This window comes from Halobacterium sp. NMX12-1 (assembly GCF_040435975.1).
Taxonomy (GTDB): domain Archaea; phylum Halobacteriota; class Halobacteria; order Halobacteriales; family Halobacteriaceae; genus Halobacterium; species Halobacterium hubeiense.
Genome location: NZ_CP159204.1, coordinates 234,534 through 249,903, shown reverse-complemented (window position 1 = coordinate 249,903; position 15,370 = coordinate 234,534). Strand labels below are relative to the sequence as shown.

The 15,370-nt window shown below is 69.4% G+C and carries 17 protein-coding genes; 12 read left to right on the top strand and 5 right to left on the bottom strand.

Annotated elements, in window-relative coordinates; all coding sequences use genetic code 11:
- The first annotated feature begins 76 nt into the window (after positions 1-76).
- The gene (locus tag ABSL23_RS02765) at positions 77-1,939 is read left to right on the top strand and encodes a cation:proton antiporter (RefSeq protein WP_059057710.1); all 1,863 of its coding nucleotides are present in this window, start codon (positions 77-79) and stop codon (positions 1,937-1,939) included.
- A gap of 6 nt (positions 1,940-1,945) precedes the next feature.
- On the opposite strand, the gene ABSL23_RS02760 is transcribed toward ABSL23_RS02765, so the two are convergent.
- The 3 genes from ABSL23_RS02760 to ABSL23_RS02750 all read right to left on the bottom strand — a co-directional run bounded on the left by ABSL23_RS02760 (position 1,946) and on the right by ABSL23_RS02750 (position 4,415).
- On the bottom strand, positions 1,946-2,425 hold the full coding sequence (locus ABSL23_RS02760; protein WP_059057709.1) for a GtrA family protein: 480 nt from the start codon (positions 2,423-2,425) through the stop codon (positions 1,946-1,948).
- Entirely contained in the window at positions 2,422-3,186 is a 765-nt protein-coding gene (locus tag ABSL23_RS02755; protein ID WP_353634638.1) for a glycosyltransferase, read from the bottom strand. Before ABSL23_RS02755 ends, ABSL23_RS02760 begins: the two co-directional genes overlap by 4 nt.
- An 83-nt stretch (positions 3,187-3,269) precedes the next feature.
- Positions 3,270-4,415, bottom strand: a complete 1,146-nt coding sequence (locus tag ABSL23_RS02750; protein ID WP_059057707.1) for a thiolase family protein — start codon at positions 4,413-4,415, stop codon at positions 3,270-3,272.
- Positions 4,416-4,670: 255 nt separating this feature from the next.
- Here ABSL23_RS02750 and ABSL23_RS02745 point away from each other — a divergent pair, with 255 nt between their 5' ends.
- The 3 genes from ABSL23_RS02745 (at position 4,671) to ABSL23_RS02735 (ending at position 8,767) form a co-directional block, all read left to right on the top strand.
- A complete protein-coding gene (locus tag ABSL23_RS02745; protein WP_059057706.1) occupies positions 4,671-6,353 on the top strand; it encodes a flippase activity-associated protein Agl23 in 1,683 nt (560 codons plus the stop codon).
- A 279-nt stretch (positions 6,354-6,632) separates the two neighbouring features.
- The gene (locus ABSL23_RS02740; protein WP_059057705.1) at positions 6,633-7,952 is read left to right on the top strand and encodes an ATP-binding protein; all 1,320 of its coding nucleotides are present in this window, start codon (positions 6,633-6,635) and stop codon (positions 7,950-7,952) included.
- The gene (locus tag ABSL23_RS02735; protein WP_059057704.1) at positions 7,949-8,767 is read left to right on the top strand and encodes an MBL fold metallo-hydrolase; all 819 of its coding nucleotides are present in this window, start codon (positions 7,949-7,951) and stop codon (positions 8,765-8,767) included. The genes ABSL23_RS02740 and ABSL23_RS02735 overlap by 4 nt, the downstream gene beginning before the upstream one ends.
- Here ABSL23_RS02735 and ABSL23_RS02730 read toward each other — a convergent pair.
- Together ABSL23_RS02730 and ABSL23_RS02725 are read right to left on the bottom strand one after the other, a co-directional pair.
- Positions 8,764-9,111 carry a hypothetical protein gene (locus ABSL23_RS02730; RefSeq protein ID WP_059057703.1) on the bottom strand — a complete coding sequence of 116 codons (348 nt, stop codon included), beginning with the start codon at positions 9,109-9,111 and terminating at the stop codon, positions 8,764-8,766. The two genes, ABSL23_RS02735 and ABSL23_RS02730, sit on opposite strands and share 4 nt — an antisense overlap.
- Before the next feature lie 58 nt (positions 9,112-9,169).
- On the bottom strand, positions 9,170-10,156 hold the full coding sequence (locus tag ABSL23_RS02725) for a DUF5787 family protein (protein WP_353634637.1): 987 nt from the start codon (positions 10,154-10,156) through the stop codon (positions 9,170-9,172).
- Between the two features lie 168 nt (positions 10,157-10,324).
- Between ABSL23_RS02725 and ABSL23_RS02720 the strand changes: the two genes are divergently transcribed.
- The 8 genes from ABSL23_RS02720 to ABSL23_RS02685 all read left to right on the top strand — a co-directional run bounded on the left by ABSL23_RS02720 (position 10,325) and on the right by ABSL23_RS02685 (position 15,347).
- Positions 10,325-11,563, top strand: coding sequence for a translation initiation factor IF-2 subunit gamma (locus ABSL23_RS02720; RefSeq protein WP_059057701.1), 1,239 nt, complete (start codon positions 10,325-10,327; stop codon positions 11,561-11,563).
- Positions 11,563-11,940, top strand: coding sequence for a twitching motility protein PilT (locus tag ABSL23_RS02715; RefSeq protein ID WP_059057700.1), 378 nt, complete (start codon positions 11,563-11,565; stop codon positions 11,938-11,940). Before ABSL23_RS02720 ends, ABSL23_RS02715 begins: the two co-directional genes overlap by 1 nt.
- Positions 11,941-12,504 carry a DNA-directed RNA polymerase gene (locus ABSL23_RS02710; protein WP_059057699.1) on the top strand — a complete coding sequence of 188 codons (564 nt, stop codon included), beginning with the start codon at positions 11,941-11,943 and terminating at the stop codon, positions 12,502-12,504.
- Positions 12,505-12,702, top strand: a complete 198-nt coding sequence (gene spt4, locus ABSL23_RS02705) for a transcription elongation factor subunit Spt4 (RefSeq protein ID WP_059057698.1) — start codon at positions 12,505-12,507, stop codon at positions 12,700-12,702.
- A gap of 1 nt (position 12,703) precedes the next feature.
- Entirely contained in the window at positions 12,704-13,237 is a 534-nt protein-coding gene (locus tag ABSL23_RS02700) for a DUF359 domain-containing protein (RefSeq protein WP_059057697.1), read from the top strand.
- A gap of 77 nt (positions 13,238-13,314) precedes the next feature.
- A complete protein-coding gene (locus ABSL23_RS02695) occupies positions 13,315-13,632 on the top strand; it encodes a 30S ribosomal protein S24e (protein WP_059057696.1) in 318 nt (105 codons plus the stop codon).
- Positions 13,633-13,767 (top strand): 30S ribosomal protein S27ae, encoded by a 135-nt coding sequence (locus ABSL23_RS02690; RefSeq protein WP_059057695.1) that lies wholly within the window; start codon positions 13,633-13,635, stop codon positions 13,765-13,767. It begins immediately after the preceding gene.
- Between the two features lie 8 nt (positions 13,768-13,775).
- On the top strand, positions 13,776-15,347 hold the full coding sequence (locus ABSL23_RS02685) for a bifunctional N(6)-L-threonylcarbamoyladenine synthase/serine/threonine protein kinase (protein ID WP_059057694.1): 1,572 nt from the start codon (positions 13,776-13,778) through the stop codon (positions 15,345-15,347).
- The last annotated feature ends 23 nt before the right edge of the window (positions 15,348-15,370 follow it).

Here is a 15,370-nt window from a genome sequence, read left to right as displayed (position 1 = left end):
GCGGCTGCCGGCATCCGGGCGCTTTAAGGGTAGCGGCGCCGAATCACGGGACGATGCCGGTACTGGAGGGGCTGCCGTGAGCTCCGAACTCATTCCACTGGTCGCCACGATTATCGCCCTCGGAGTGGCGTCGCAGGTCATCGCGGACCGCCTCCAAGTGCCGAGCGTGCTGTTCCTCGTCATCGCGGGGATTCTCGTCGGCCCGGAGGTGCTGGGCGTCGTCACCCTGGAGACGTTCGGCGGCGCGGAGACGCTGTCCAGCATCGTCGGGCTCTCCGTCGCTATCATCGTCTTCGAGGGCGCGTTCCACCTGAAGCTCCCGAAGCTCCGGGAAGCCCCGGGGGCGGTGTTGCGACTCACGACGGTCGGCGCCGCAATCTCGCTGGTGGGGACCGCGCTGTCGGTGCGCTACCTGCTCGGCGCGAACTGGGACATGGCGTTCCTCGTCGGCAGCCTGCTGGTCGCCACCGGCCCGACGGTCATCACGCCAATCTTGGACATCGTGCCCGTCCGCAACCGCGTCGCCGCCGCGCTCGAAACCGAGGGCGTCGTCAACGACGTCACCGCAGCCATCCTCGCCATCGTCGTCTTCGAGGTCGTGAACAACCCCGGGCTCACCCGGATGCAGATCATCGAGGAGTTCACCGTCCGACTGGGCATCGGCGTCCTGTTCGGGCTCGTCGTCGCGGGCGTCGTCTGGTACCTGCTCCGCCACGTCGACCTCTCGCGCGGGAACGCCCCGCAGAACGCCCGCCTCATCGTGCTCGCTGGCGCGCTCGTCGCGTACGGCGCCGCCGACTTCCTCCGCGGCGAAGCGGGCATCGCCGCGGTCGCGACCGCCGGGATGGTGCTCGGGAACGCCAACCTCCCCTACGAGGAGGAGATAGAGGCGTTCAAGGGCGACGTGACGCTGGTCGTCCTCTCGTTCGTCTTCATCGGGCTGGCCGCCCTGCTGTCGTTCGACAACCTCATCCAGCTCGGCGTCGCCGGGCTCGGCGTCGTCGCGCTCGTCGCGCTCGTCATCCGGCCGCTGGGTGTCTTCCTCTCCACGCGCGGGGAGCGGTACACGCTCTCTGAGCGGACGTTCATGAGCGTCGTCGGGCCGCGCGGCATCATCCCCGCGTCGGTCGCGACGCTGTTCGCCGTCCAGCTCCAGAGCAGCGGCATGGAGGAGGCGGCCAGCCTCCTCGTCGGGGTCGTCTTCCTCGTCATCCTGCTGACGGTCGTCGTCGAGGGCGGGTTCGCAAGACACATCGCGCAAGCACTCGAGGTAATCCCAATGCGAGTCATCATCGTGGGCGGCGGCACCGTCGGTCGGGCGCTCGGCGAGCGCCTCGAAGACCGCGGTGAGAACGTCGTCCTCATCGAGAACGACGTAGAGATGGTCGAACGAACGCGCAACGAAGGGTTCACCGTCCACCACGGGGACGGCACGGACACCGACGAGCTGCGCGCCGCGGGCGCGGAGAACGCCCGCATCGTCGTCGCCGCGACCGGTGACGACGACGCCAACCTGCTGGTCTCCCAGCTCGCGGACTCGAAGTTCGACGTCGAGACCATCATCGCCCGGGCGAACAACCCGGACAACGTCGACGCCTTCGAGGACCTCGGCGTCCGCACGGTCTCCTCGTCGCTGGCGACCGCGTGGGGCATCGACAACATCATCGAACGCCCCGCGCTCGCCAACTGGATGACCGAAATCGGTCGCTCCGGGGACGTCCAGGAGGTCGAAGTCACCTCAGAGGACCTCGTCGGGAAGACCATCGAGGAACTGGACACCGAGCTACCGAACGGCTGCATCATCGCGCTCGTCGGCCGCGACGGAGACAATCAGGTGCCGTCGGGTGACTTCACGCTCCAGCGGGGCGACCACCTCACGTTCCTCGGCCGGAAGGAGGCGGTCCGCGAGGCGCTGGACTGGTGTCACCCCCACGACTGACGTCTCCTACTCTTCGTGGACGCGCCACGTGAACAGGCTCTCGAAGACGTAGTTCACGAGCATCGCCACGCCGATGGCGCCGCCCTTCACGACGACCAGCCAGAGGTCCACGCCCGCGACCGAGAACTCGACGGCGACGTTGTAGAACACCGCGACGAACAGCACGTACTGCAGCGTCGACCCGCCCGCGCGGACGACGTGCGAGCGGACGAGCCGCCGGCCGACCGAGCGCAGGCCGCTGTCGCCGTGCTCGGCGAACGTCCAGCGCTCGTTGACCACGAACATCACGAGAATCGCGGTCTCGATGCTGACGGCGTTCGCGACGGCCGCCGGCACGCCGAACAGTTCGGTCAGCACGACGAGCGTCGTCAGGTCGAAGACGGCGCCGACAGCGCCGACGGAGACGAACTGCCCGAACCGCACCGTGGAGACGAGCGCCGCGAGCCGGTCCGGGAGCGCGTCGCGCACGCGGTCGGCGCGGCTCATCGGTGTCGCTCCACGAGCGCGGCGGGGTCGTCGCGGCGCGCCGCGATGGCTTCGTGTAGCTGGCTGTTCCGCAGGAGCTTCGACCGGTGGCGCGACACGAGCAGCGCGCGGAACAGCGCTACCGACGTCTCCACTGGCGACACGGTCGACCCCGGCTGGTCCTCCCACTCGATGGGGACTTCCCGCACGCGGAGGTCAAGCGCGCCCGCCATCGCGACGAGTTCGACGTCCCACGCGAACCCGGGCTCGTAGAGGTGGTTCCGGACCTGCGCCCAGCCCTCGGCGCTGATCGCCTTCGCGCCGCACTGGTAGTCGTAGAGGTCGACGTCCAGCAGGCGGCCCGCCAGCCACGCGAACGCGTCCCCGAGGAACCGCCGCGCGAGCGTCTGGTGGCTGGCGACGGTCGAGTCGGGGTGGCGCCGCGACCCCACCGCGAGATCCGCGTCCCCGTCGCGGACGGGCGCGACGACGCTCGCCAGCGACGCCGCGGGCGTGGCGCCGTCGGCGTCCGCGAACGCGAGCACGTCCGTCTCCAGTTCCTCGAACCCGGCGGTGATGGCGGCGCCCTTGCCGCGTCGCTCGGTCGCGCGGTTGACGGTCGCTCCCGCGTCCCGAACCGCGGCGACCGTCTCCGCCGAGCCGGCGTCGAGTTCCACGTGCAGGCGCTCGGGTTGGAGGGTATCCCGGAGAGAACCGAGGTACGACACGAGCACCTCGACGTTCGGGTCGTAGGCGGGGACGACGATGCCGACGGAACGCATTACGTCGAGAGAAACGAGGCGACGGTATCAATTTCGTGGTATCGGTGCGGGCGTCGGGCCGGTTCGCGTGCTCCGTGCGCCGACTACTTCCGCTCGAACGTGATGGCCGCGCCCTGTCCGAAGCCGACGCACAGCGTCGCCAGCCCCTTCTCGGCGTCGCGCTTCTGCATCTCGTGAATCAGCGTGACCGGGAGCCGCGCGCCGCTGGCGCCCAGCGGGTGGCCGATGGCGATGGCGCCGCCGTTGACGTTGAACTTCTCGTTGTCGATGCCGAGCTCGTCCCGGGCGTAGATGGTCTGGGACGCGAACGCCTCGTTGAGCTCCACGAGGTCGAACTCCTCGATGTCCTCGCCGGTGCGCTCCAGCAGCCCGCGGGTCGCGGGGACCGGCCCGATGCCCATGACGCGCGGGTCGACGCCCGCGACGTTGTGGTCGCCGACGTACGCGAGCACGTCGAGGTCGTGGTCCTCGGCGAACTTCTCGCTGGTGACGAGCGTGGCGGATGCGCCGTCAGAAATCTGGCTGGCGTTCCCGGGGGTCACCGTGCCGTCGCCCTTGAACACCGTCGGGAGCTGGCCGAGCTTCTCCAGGGAGGTGTCGGGGCGGATGCCCTCGTCCTCCTCGACGACGCCGTCCTCGGTCTCGATGGGGACGATTTCGTCGTCGAAGCGCCCCTTCTCGGTGGCCGCGGCGGCGCGCTGCTGGCTCTGGAGCGCGTACTCGTCCTGCTGTTCGCGGGTGATGTCGTGGCGCTCGGCGACCTCCTCGGCGGTCATCCCCATCTGGAGCTCGGGGACGTTGTAGTGCTCGGCGAGTTCCGGGTGGAGGTGCTCGTAGGAGTCGCCGTCCATCGGCACGCGGGACATGTTCTCGACGCCGCCCGCGATGATGGCGTCGCGCTGGCCGGCGCTGATGGAGTCGGCCGCGCGCATGATGGCCTCCATCGAGGACGCACACCAGCGGTTCACCGACGCCGCCGGCACGTCCTCGCCTAACTCTGAGAGGAGCGCGATGACCCGGGCGACGTTGTTGTCCTGTTCCGTGCGCTGCTGGGCGACCCCCCACTGGAGGTCGTCGATGTCGTCGCTTGTGAGGTCGTGCTCGTCGAGGATGTGGTCGATGAGCGCGACCGAGAGGTCCTCGCTGCGCGTGTCCGCGAACACGCCGTCCTCCTTGCCCTGCGGGGTTCGGTAGGCCGCTGCGATGACCGGAGTGGTGTCGCTTGCCATACCCATACGTGGCGCACGACGGACCATAAACCTCCGACAACGCGTCGCGCGCCGCTGGCCGTTTACTTCCGGGCGGTCTCGCGCCCCGCGAACGTCCGCCTCGCTCCGCGTTCGCGTTTTCGGGGACCGCCGCTACGCGGCGCTCCTTGCTGTTCGCGGGTCACTTCGTTCCCCGCTTACTTCTGGAGAGCCGTCGCTGCGCGACGCCTCTCCCCATCCGGAAAGCGTTTATCCACCCCGTCGCAACCGCGTGGTATGTCTCGGTCCAGTGGCGGCCGTACGTCGCGACGCCGCGTCGCCGCCGCGCTCGTCGCCGTCGCCGCCCTCGCCCTCCTCGCGCGACTCTGGAACCTCGGCTGGCGGGTCGCCCACCAGGACGAAGCCCGGGTCGCCGACTGGATTCTCCACTACATGGAAGTCGGTGCGTGGCAGTACCGTCCCATCATCCACGGGCCGTTCCTCCCGCACGTCAACGGCGTCGTCTTCGACCTGCTCGGGCCGTCGGACTTCACGATGCGGCTGGTCGTCGCGGTCGCCGGCGCCCTGCTCGTGGTGACGCCGTGGCTGCTCCGCGAACGGCTCTCGAAGCCCGCAGTCGTCGCCACGAGCCTGTTCTTCGCCGCCAACCCCGTGTTGCTGTACTACTCGCGGTTCATGCGCAACGACCTGCTGTTGGCGGCGTTCATGTTTACCGCGTTCGGGCTGTTCGTCCGCGCGCTCGACACCGGGGAGGCGCGCTACCTCTACGCCGCCGCCGTCCCGTTCGCGCTCGCGTTCACGACCAAGGAGAACGCGCTCCTCTACCCGGTCTGCTGGCTGGGCGCGCTCGTGCTCGTCCTCGACGGCCGCCTCGTGCTCGCGAAAGCCGACGACGAGGCGACGCGGTGGGCGGTCGCGAAGGCCCACGTCCGTCGCGTCTTGCGCGCCGTGTGGCGGTACAAACCCCACCTCGGCGTCGCGCTCGCTGAGGGCGCGGTCGTCCTCGTGGCGTTCTACGCGCCCAAGCCTGACATCTACGAGGCCTTCAGCGACCCCGCGATGCTGCCGGGCGTGCTCCGCGAGGCGACGCTCGGGTCGTGGAGCGAGTTCATGCGGTTGTGGGGTTCGACGGGGATGCAGGAGCACTCCTACGTCGCGTTCCTGAAACACGACCTCACCGTGCTCGGGGTCGGCGCGACCGCGCTCGTCGTGTTCGCGGTGCTGGGCTTCCTCCACGAGCGGTACGCCACCGAGGAGCCCCGTCCGGTCGTCGAGGTGTGTTTCTACTGGGGGGCGTTCTCGGTGTTCGGCTACCCCGCGGTCGCGGACATCTCCGCGGCGTGGTCGATGATAAACGCCATTGTGCCGCTGGCGGTGCCCGCGGGCGTCGGCGTCGCGCTCGTCTACGAGCGCGGGCGCGCGGCCGCTGCGTCCGGTAACTCCGCTGGCGCTCGCGCCGTCGCGCTCGCGCTGCTCGTCGCCGCCGCCGGCACGGGCGCCGTCGCCGCGCAGACGACGTACGCGAACCCGCAGGGCCCGGACAACGTTCTCGTCCAGTACGCCCAGCCCGCCGGCGAGATGCAGCCAACGCTCCAGGAGATTCAGGACATCTCCGCGAGCAACGACGGCGTGGACGTGCTGTTCTACGGCGACGAGTTCCACAACCCCGACGATCTCACCGAGGAACCCCGGTTGAACATCACGCGCGGCGGCTACACCGGCTGGTTCGAGCGCCTGCCGCTCCCGTGGTACTTCGACCAGTACGACACGAACGCGTCCAGCACGCTCCACAACGAGACGGTGCTTGAACGCCAGCCGCCGGTCGTCGTCGCGCTCGACGACGAGGACGGCCCGCTCGAAGACAGCCTCACCGAGCGCGGCTACACCCGCACCGTCCATCAGGGCTACCAGCACAGCCGCCCCGTCGTGTTCTACGTCCGCGCGAACGCGACGACCTGACGGGAGGGGGGACTGAGCGAACGCGTAGCGTTCGCGAGGGTCGGAAGACGAACGCAGTGAGTCGTCCGGGGCTGAAAGGGGCGGCGCGGTCGCCGAACCCCGGCGACGCAAGCACCGCAGCGAACGGAGTGAGCGAGGAGCGCAGCGAGCCGCGGGAGGCGAGCGCGCCGGGGCTTTCGAGGTGTTTTAGATGATATCAACGCCGACCACTCCAGTACTGTTCTCCTTGCAGGGCGACTGCGACGCGCTTATGCGCCCCGAGGTGGTAGGTCAGTGGTAGTGACTGAGGCGCTCGACGTCGTCGAATTCCTGTTGTCCGCTCGCATCTACGACAAGCACCGGGAGCTCGACGAGAACGACCTGCCGCCCGCGTACCGCACCGCGCTCTGGGGAGACGACGGCGTCCCGCGACCGCCGCAGACCACGGAGACAGCCGTCACCGAGGGGTCCGGCGTGGACGAGCCGTGGGACGCCATCTCCGGGCTGATGTTCACGGACCGCGACACGTTCGCGGGGAGCATGAGCCTCGTGGACGACGAGATGGCCGTCGATTGGTTCGTGGAGAACGCCGACGCCGAGCGCGTCCGCGACAACCCCGTGCTGGCGTACGCCGTCGGCGACGAGTTCGACGTGGACTACGAGGCCGCCCGCGAGGACAACCGCTCCGTGCAGGCCGACCCGCAGTGGATCGACGGCCTGCTCTCGGAGTACTTCGACGAGGACGACGAGGAGATGCTGGACCTCGTGGAGGTGCGCTCGCCCGCGGAAATCGACGTGACGCTGGACGACATCGTGCTCACGGAGGAGCAGGAGAACGAGATTACGAAGGTCGCGAAGGCCATCGAGCACCGCGACTACCTGGCGACCATCGGGCTCAGCGAAATCGGGAAGCTCCTGTTCGTCGGGCCGCCGGGCACCGGGAAGACCTCGACGGCCCGCGGGCTCGCCCACCAGCTCGACCTGCCGTTCGTGGAGGTGAAGCTCTCGATGATTACGAGCCAGTACCTCGGCGAGACGGCGAAGAACGTCGAGAAGGTCTTCGAGGTGGCGAAACGGCTCTCGCCGTGCATCCTCTTCATGGACGAGTTCGACTTCGTCGCCACCACGCGGACGGGCGACGAGCACAACGCCATCAAGCGCGCGGTGAACACGCTCCTGAAGTCCATCGACGAGGTGAGCCTCGTCAACGACGACGTGTTGCTCATCGGTGCGACCAACCACCCCGACGAGCTGGACGCGGCGGCGTGGCGGCGCTTCGACGAGATTCTGTCGTTCCCGCGCCCCGACGAGCAGATGCGCGCGGAAATCCTTGAGATTGTCACTCGGGAGCTCGCGGTCGATGACCTCGACGCCGAGGAGCTCGCCGCCGAGACTGAGGGCCTGACGGGCAGCGACCTCCGGCTCGTGCTCCGCGAGGCCGTCCTCGACGCGCTTATGGAGGACCGCCGGACGCTCACGCAGGACGACCTCGTCGAGGCCGTCTCGGACTTCGAGGACCGCGACCACCTCCGCAACCTCGACACCCTCGAGGAGGCCATCGACGACCCGGACGAACCCGACCACGAGGACACTGCGCACGCCGGCCACGACCACACATGAGGGTCACGCTGCTCGGCACCGGTGACACCACGGGCACGCCGACGCCCGGGTGTGACTGCGAGACGTGCCAGGCAGCCCGCGACCGCGGCGTCGAACGCACGCGGTTCGCCGTCCACGTCGAGGACGAAGTCAGCGGCGACGCGCTCCTCCTCGACTTCAGCCCCGACTTCCGCACGCAGTTCCTTCAGGAGGACGTCCCGTTGCCGGACGCGGGCGTCGTCTCCCACATCCACTTCGACCACCTCGACGGGCTCGGGAACGCCTACCGGCTGTTCGACGAACTCCCGGTGTACGCCGCCGACGAGACCGACCCGAAGACCGGCGAGAGCGTCGCCGAGACGGTCGCCTCGAAGTACGACTACCTCGACAACGTCGAGCCGCGAGCGGTCACGCCACACGAGCCGTTCGAGGCCGCGGGCTTCGACGTGACCCTCGTCCCCGTCGACCACCCGCCGCTGCTCTGTTACGGCGTCGTCGTCAAGCGCGACGGCGCGAAGCTCGCGCTCTCCGGGGACACCAGCTACGACATCCCCGACGAGTCGCTGGCGGCGCTCCGGGACCCGGACCTCCTGCTCGCGGACGGCATCGTGCCTGCGCACCGCGCGGAGGCCCACCCCATCGGCGGCCGCCACGAGGACGACAGTGGCGTGCCGCGGACGTTCGGCACGAAACACATGACACGGGAGGGCGCGCTCGCGCTCGGCGACGACCTGAACGCCGACGAGACGCGCGTCGTCCACGTCTCGCACTTCTACCCCGCCGACGAGGCGTTCGAGGAGCCGCTGGCCGTCGACGGCGAGACGTTCACGCTCTAAGTCGACTCCTCGCCAGCGTCGGCACGCGTCCACGCGACCCCGGACACGAACCCGAACCCCGCGAAGCCGACCGCGAGCACCAGAATCCAGGGCGCTGCGTCTACTGCGACGAGCGCGAGCAGTCCGAACGAGAAGCCGCCGGCGAACCCGCCGGCCACCCAGTCCGGGCCGGTCTCCCGACGACCGCCCCAAATCACGTCCGGGTGGCGGCTCGCGTAGTAGCCGACGCCCGCGTACAGCGCTAAGGTACCGATTGCGGCGGTGAGCGGCGCGCCGGCGACGACGGTGATGCCGGCCGCCGCGAGCCCGACGACGACCGACACCGCTCGGTCTCTCGGCCGCATACTCGCACCGTGGCTGCGCCAGCACTTGAAACGGGAGGCGCGTTCGCAGGCCGAGACCTCAGAACTGGTCGAGCCCGGACTGCCGACGGCGGCCGCCCGTGTCCGCGTTCCACGGCGTGTTCCGCTCCCGTTCGGCGTCGAGGTCCGCGTCGGGCGCGTCGGCCGGCTCGTAGCCCGGGCAGTCGGCGCCGCACTCGCTGGCGGGGTCCACGAGCCGGTCCTTGTACGCGCAGAACGGGAGCGCGGCGGCGTCGCCCTCCTCGCCGCGAGCGATGCGCGCGCAGTCCGGGAGGTCGTACGTCCGCCAGCCCTTGCCGTACGCGCGCTCGGCGACGCGGCGGCGCTGGCGGGCCTTCTCGGCGGCCGCCACCGGGCGCACGTTCGTCTTTCCGGGTTCCGAGTCGAGCACCTCCAGACCGGATCCTGCGGAGTCCAGCGGCTCGGGCTCCCGTACCACGTCGATTGGCTCGTTGGAATCGAAGTCCACGCGCCAGACGCCAATCTCGTCCGGGAAGCGGTTGAGGTGGGCGCGGGTGACGTGGGATTCGGTCGCGAGGACGGCGTAGTCGAGGTCGGCGAGGCTGGCGTCGTGGCGCAGCTGGGCTTCGAGGTCGCCCGGCCGCCCGAGGTCGGGCTTGTTCTCGACGCCGACGAGGCCGCCCACCCAGTCCGGGTAGCGGGCGTGCTGGCGGACGACCGTCTGGCCGCCGCGGCGGTCGAGGTCGAGGAAACCGGTGTCGGCGCCGCGCTCGGCCAGCGTCCGGGCGCGCTCGGGCGGCCCGTCGAAGACGCGGGTGACGCGCTCGTACTCGCCGACCGGCACGTCAGCGTCGAGCACGGCGGGTGGAATCGTCTCGCTGGTGAGGTCGGTTCGGGCGTCGAACTCCGGGCCTTCGAGTACGCAGACGGCGTCCACGATGCGGCCGCCCGCGGCGTGGACGCTCGTGCCGAGTTGCCGCGCGACGATTCCCGCGTCGCCGACGCTCGGGACGCCGCTGGCTTCGAGGTGGGCGCACAGCCGGAGTTCGAACGCGAACTCTCGCACGCCTCTCCGTTCGTCGTTGACGGGGTTAAACGCCCGGTTCGGCCGGCGTGTGCGCGACCGGTCGGCGCGCCGGTGGATGCCGTTCTGGGGCTCGCTGCCCCGGCGCCTCTGTAACAGTAGGTTTATCAGTCGTTCGGGGCGAAATTCACGCAAGATTACTCTGTGAACATGGCAGACAATCACCGACAACCGGAGGTGAACATCGGACTGGTCGGTCACGTCGACCACGGAAAGACCACGCTCGTCCGGGCGCTCAGCGGCGAGTGGACGGACCAGCACTCCGAGGAGATGAAACGCGGCATCTCCATTCGCCTCGGGTACGCCGACGCGACGCTGCGGCGGTGCCCCGACTGCGAGGAGCCCGAGTGTTACACCGTCGCCGAGGAGTGCCCCGAGCACGGCACGGAGACGGAGGTGCTGCGCACGGTCTCGTTCGTGGACGCGCCCGGCCACGAGACCCTGATGGCGACGATGCTCTCGGGAGCGGCCATTATGGACGGCGCGGTGCTGGTCGTCAGCGCCAACGAGCCTGTCCCCCAGCCCCAGACCGAGGAGCACCTGATGGCGCTGGACATCATCGGCATCGACAACATCGTCATCGCGCAGAACAAGGTCGACCTCGTGGACGGCGAGCAGGCCCGGCAGAACTACGAGGAGATTCAGGAGTTCGTCGAGGGTACGGTCGCGGAGGGCGCGCCCATCGTCCCCATCTCCGCCGAGCAGGAGATCAACATCGACCTCGTCATCGACGCGCTCGAATCCGAGATTCCGACGCCGGACCGCGACCCCGAGGCCGACCCCCGGATGTACGTCGCGCGCTCGTTCGACATCAACCGCCCCGGCACGACGTGGGACGGCCTGCTGGGCGGCGTGCTCGGCGGCAGTCTCGTGCAGGGCGAACTCGACGTCGACGAGGACATCGAACTCCGCCCCGGCCGCGAGGTCGAGGAGGGCGGCAAGACGGAGTGGCGGTCGGTGACCACCACCGTCCGCAGTCTCCAGGCCGGCGGCGAGGACGTCGACGCGGCGTCGCCCGGTGGCCTGCTCGGCGTCGGGACGGGACTGGACCCGAGCCTCACGAAGGGTGACGCGCTCGCCGGGCAGGTCGCCGGCCCGCCGGAGACGCTCCCGCCGACGTGGGACTCCTTCACGATGGACGTGGACCTGCTCGAACGCCTCGTCGGCGCCGAGGAGGGCGACACCATCGACGAAATCACCACCGGCGAACCGCTGATGTTGACCGTCGGCACCGCGACCACCGTCGGCTCCGTGACGAGCGCTCGCGACGGCGAGTGCGACGTCCAGCTCAAGCGGCCGGTGTGCGCGCCCGAGGGTTCGAAAATCGCCATCAACCGCCGCGTCGGCGCGCGCTGGCGGCTTATCGGCGTCGGGACGCTCACGGAGTGATGCGGGTCGCCATGGACGCCAACGCGCTGATGATGCCGGTCGAGGCCGGAGTGCGGGTCTTCGACGAACTCGACCGCATTATCGACGATTACGAGGCTGTCGTCCCCGAGACGGTCCGCGCGGAGCTCGCGAAGCTCGGCGCGGGCGGCGGGGAGGAAGCGACGGCTGCGAGCGTGGCGGCGGACCTGGCAGACCGCTGTGAGACCGTGGAGACCGAGGAATCGTACGCAGACGACGCGCTGTACGCGCTCGCCGTCGACGGCGACGCCGACGCGGTCGTCACGAACGACGGCCCCCTCCGACAGCGCCTGCTCGACGCGGGCGCGCCGGTAATTCATTTAAGGGGCCGGAATCAACTGACTATCACTCGACCATAAATGTACAAGCGAGCACGGCTGAAAGACACGATAGAGGTTCCGCCCGAGCACCTCGGGGACGTGAGTCCGGACCTCGTGAAGCGGCTGCTGCAGGACAAACTGGAAGGACGGATGGACGAGGACATCGGGAGCGTCGTCACCGTCACCGAGGTCCACGACCTCGGTGAGGGCGCGGTGCTGCCGAACCGTCCCGGCGTCTACTTCAAGGCGGAGTTCGACGCCGTCACGTTCGACCCGGAGATGCAGGAAGTCGTCGACGGCGAAATCGTCGAAGTGGTGAGCTTCGGCGCGTTCGTCGGCATCGGCCCCGTCGACGGGCTCCTGCACGTCTCCCAGATTAGCGACGAGTACCTCGCGTTCGACGAGGAGAACCAGCAGCTCGCCTCCCGGGAGTCCAACAGCGTCATCGGCACCGGCGACTCGGTGCGGGCCCGCATCGTCACGAAGAGCATCGACGAGCGCAACCCCCGCGAGTCCAAGATCGGGCTCACGGCGAAACAGCCCGGCCTCGGGAAGCACGGCTGGCTCCGCGAGGAGCGCGAGCAGAGCGAGGAGGCCGAGTAGATGGCGTCGAACCGCCTGGCCTGCCACGACTGCCACCGCATCGTCGAGCCGGACGAGGAGATGTGCCCGTACTGCTCGTCGACGAGCCTCACGGAGGACTGGGCGGGGTACGTGGTCATCACGCACCCCGAGGAGTCCGAAATCGCGGAGAAGATGGAGGTCTCGGAGCCGGGCGAGTACGCGCTGAAGGTCCGGTAGCGTGGCTCGCGCGGCCGCGACGCTCCCGCCGGACGCCCGCGGGGCGTTCAAGGAGCCGCTGGGGCCCGTCTACGAGGACGCCCAGCGACTGCTGGCGGACGCCGGCGACCCCATTATCGCGGTCGGCGACGTGGTCACCTACCACTTAGTCGCGGCGGGCGCGCCGCCGAAAGTCGCGGTCGTGGACGGGAAGACCGAACGCGAGGCGGTCACCGCGGAGGTCGCGGGCGGCCGCCCGGACGCCGACCGCACCGTCGAAGTCGCCAGCGACCCCGGCACCATCTCGGAGGAACTCCTCGAAGCGCTCGTCGAGGCAATCGACGCCGAGGGGGCGACGCTGCTGTCCGTGGACGGCGAGGAGGACCTCGCGACGCTGCCCGCGGTCGTCGCGGCCCCAATCGGCGCCAGCGTCGTCTACGGGCAGCCCGGCGAGGGGATGGTGCTGGCGAACGTGACGAGCGCGCTCCGGGAGCAAGCCCACGAGCTCTGCGAGCTCTTGGAGACGACGGATACGTTCTGGGCGCTGCTGGAGTAGCGGCGTCGCGCTCGCGGCCGCAATCAGCCCTTCGAAATGCTTTTACTGATTTCGCGTTCATATACGAACAACTGACCATGGAAATCGAGATTCTGGAGCAGGAAGACAACCCCCTGCTTCACCGGACTGAGGTCAAATTCGAAATCGAACACGAGGACGCCACGCCGTCGCGGCTCTCCGTGCGGGACAGCCTCGCGGCGAAACTCGACAAGGACTCCGAGGAGGTCGTCGTCCACGAGCTGGACACGAAGTTCGGGATGCGCAAGACCGTCGGCCGCGCGAAGACCTACGACTCCCCGGAGGACGCCGCGGAGGTCGAACACGAGCACATGCTCGACCGGAACAAGATCGGCGCCGAGGAGGAAGCCGACGCCGAAGCGGAGGAGGCCGAGTAGATGCCCCGGAGCGACTACTACAACGACGACGGCACGACGGATAAGGAGATGTGCCCGCGCTGCGGGGACACGTTCCTCGCGGACCACGGCGACCGGCAGTACTGCGGGAAGTGCAGCTACACCGAGTGGGAGTAGCGCGGTAGATGCGGGTTCTCGGAATCGAAGGCACAGCGTGGTGTGCGAGCGCGGCGCTGTACGATTCCGAGACTGATTCTGTCGTCATCGAGTCCGACGCCTACCAGCCCGACAGCGGCGGCATCCACCCGCGGGAGGCCGCCGAGCACATGCGGTCGGCGATTCCTGCGGTCGTCGAAACCATCCTCGACGAGAGCGACGGCCGAGTAGACGCGGTGGCGTTCTCCCGCGGCCCCGGACTGGGGCCGTGCCTGCGCATCGTCGGCTCCGCGGCGCGCGCGCTCGCCCAGACGCTGGACGTCCCACTGGTGGGCGTGAATCATATGGTCGCGCACCTCGAAATCGGCCGCCACCGCTCGGGCTTCGACGCGCCCGTCTGTTTGAACGCCAGCGGTGCGAACGCGCACGTGCTGGCGTTCCGGAACGGCCGCTACCGCGTGCTCGGGGAGACGATGGACACGGGCGTCGGGAACGCCCTCGACAAGTTCACGCGCCACGTCGGCTGGTCGCATCCCGGCGGCCCGAAGGTCGAGTCCCACGCGAAAGACGGCGAGTACACGGACCTGCCGTACGTCGTGAAGGGGATGGACTTCTCGTTCTCGGGCATCATGAGCGCCGCCAAGCAGGAGTACGACAGCGGCACGCCCGTCGAGGACGTCTGCCGGGGGCTCGAAGAGACGGTGTTCGCGATGCTCGCGGAGGTCGCCGAGCGCGCGCTCTCGCTGACCGGCCGCGACGAACTCGTCCTCGGCGGCGGCGTCGCGCAGAACGACCGCCTGCGGGGGATGCTGGAAGCGATGTGCGAGCAGCGCGGCGCCGACTTCTTCGCGCCCGAACCCCGCTTCCTGCGGGACAACGCGGGGATGATAGCGGTGCTCGGCGAGAAGATGGCGCGCGCCGGCGACACCCTCGAAATCGAGGATTCGGCCATCGACTCGAACTTCCGCCCCGACGAGGTGCCGGTGACGTGGCGCGAGCCCGAACCGCCCGCGCGCCCCGACCGCGACATCCTGCAGGGCGCGGAGGCCACGGTCACGTTCGCGGACGACCACGTGACGAAGGCGCGGCTCCCGAAGGAGTACCGCCACCCGTCGCTGGACGCGCGCCTGCGCCGCGACCGCACCGTCCTCGAAGCCCGCTTGACGAGCGAGGCGCGCCGCCACGGCGTCCCCACGCCGCTGGTCTGGGACGTGGACGTGCCCGAGTCCACGCTGACGCTCCAGCGCGTCGGCGACACCGACCTTCGGGACGCCCTCACCGAGTCCCGCGTCCGGGACGTGGGCCGCCACCTAGCGACGATTCACGACGCTGGGTTCGTGCACGGGGACCCGACGACGCGAAATGTTCGAGTGGCGGACGGCGACGACCGCACGTTCCTCATCGACTTCGGCTTGGGCTACTACACGGACGACGTGGAGGACTACGCGATGGACTGCCACGTCTTCGAGCAGAGCCTCGCCGGCACCGCCGACGACCCCGAGCCGCTGACGGCGGCGTTCGAGGCCGCGTACCGCGAGGCGGGCGACGCGTCGGTCCTCGACCAACTGCGCGCCATCGAGGGGCGCGGCCGCTACCAGTAGCCCCCAACTGATTTGGGGGCTGG

Coding starts and splice junctions, on each gene's coding strand:
- ABSL23_RS02685 (WP_059057694.1), top strand. CDS start 13,776: ATGCGGGTTCTCGGAATCGAAGGCACAGCGTGGTGTGCGAGCGCGGCG.
- ABSL23_RS02730 (WP_059057703.1), bottom strand. CDS start 9,111: ATGCGGCCGAGAGACCGAGCGGTGTCGGTCGTCGTCGGGCTCGCGGCG.
- spt4 (WP_059057698.1), top strand. CDS start 12,505: ATGGCGTCGAACCGCCTGGCCTGCCACGACTGCCACCGCATCGTCGAG.
- ABSL23_RS02690 (WP_059057695.1), top strand. CDS start 13,633: ATGCCCCGGAGCGACTACTACAACGACGACGGCACGACGGATAAGGAG.
- ABSL23_RS02695 (WP_059057696.1), top strand. CDS start 13,315: ATGGAAATCGAGATTCTGGAGCAGGAAGACAACCCCCTGCTTCACCGG.
- ABSL23_RS02735 (WP_059057704.1), top strand. CDS start 7,949: ATGAGGGTCACGCTGCTCGGCACCGGTGACACCACGGGCACGCCGACG.
- ABSL23_RS02710 (WP_059057699.1), top strand. CDS start 11,941: ATGTACAAGCGAGCACGGCTGAAAGACACGATAGAGGTTCCGCCCGAG.
- ABSL23_RS02745 (WP_059057706.1), top strand. CDS start 4,671: ATGTCTCGGTCCAGTGGCGGCCGTACGTCGCGACGCCGCGTCGCCGCC.
- ABSL23_RS02755 (WP_353634638.1), bottom strand. CDS start 3,186: ATGCGTTCCGTCGGCATCGTCGTCCCCGCCTACGACCCGAACGTCGAG.
- ABSL23_RS02760 (WP_059057709.1), bottom strand. CDS start 2,425: ATGAGCCGCGCCGACCGCGTGCGCGACGCGCTCCCGGACCGGCTCGCG.
- ABSL23_RS02715 (WP_059057700.1), top strand. CDS start 11,563: ATGCGGGTCGCCATGGACGCCAACGCGCTGATGATGCCGGTCGAGGCC.
- ABSL23_RS02720 (WP_059057701.1), top strand. CDS start 10,325: ATGGCAGACAATCACCGACAACCGGAGGTGAACATCGGACTGGTCGGT.
- ABSL23_RS02750 (WP_059057707.1), bottom strand. CDS start 4,415: ATGGCAAGCGACACCACTCCGGTCATCGCAGCGGCCTACCGAACCCCG.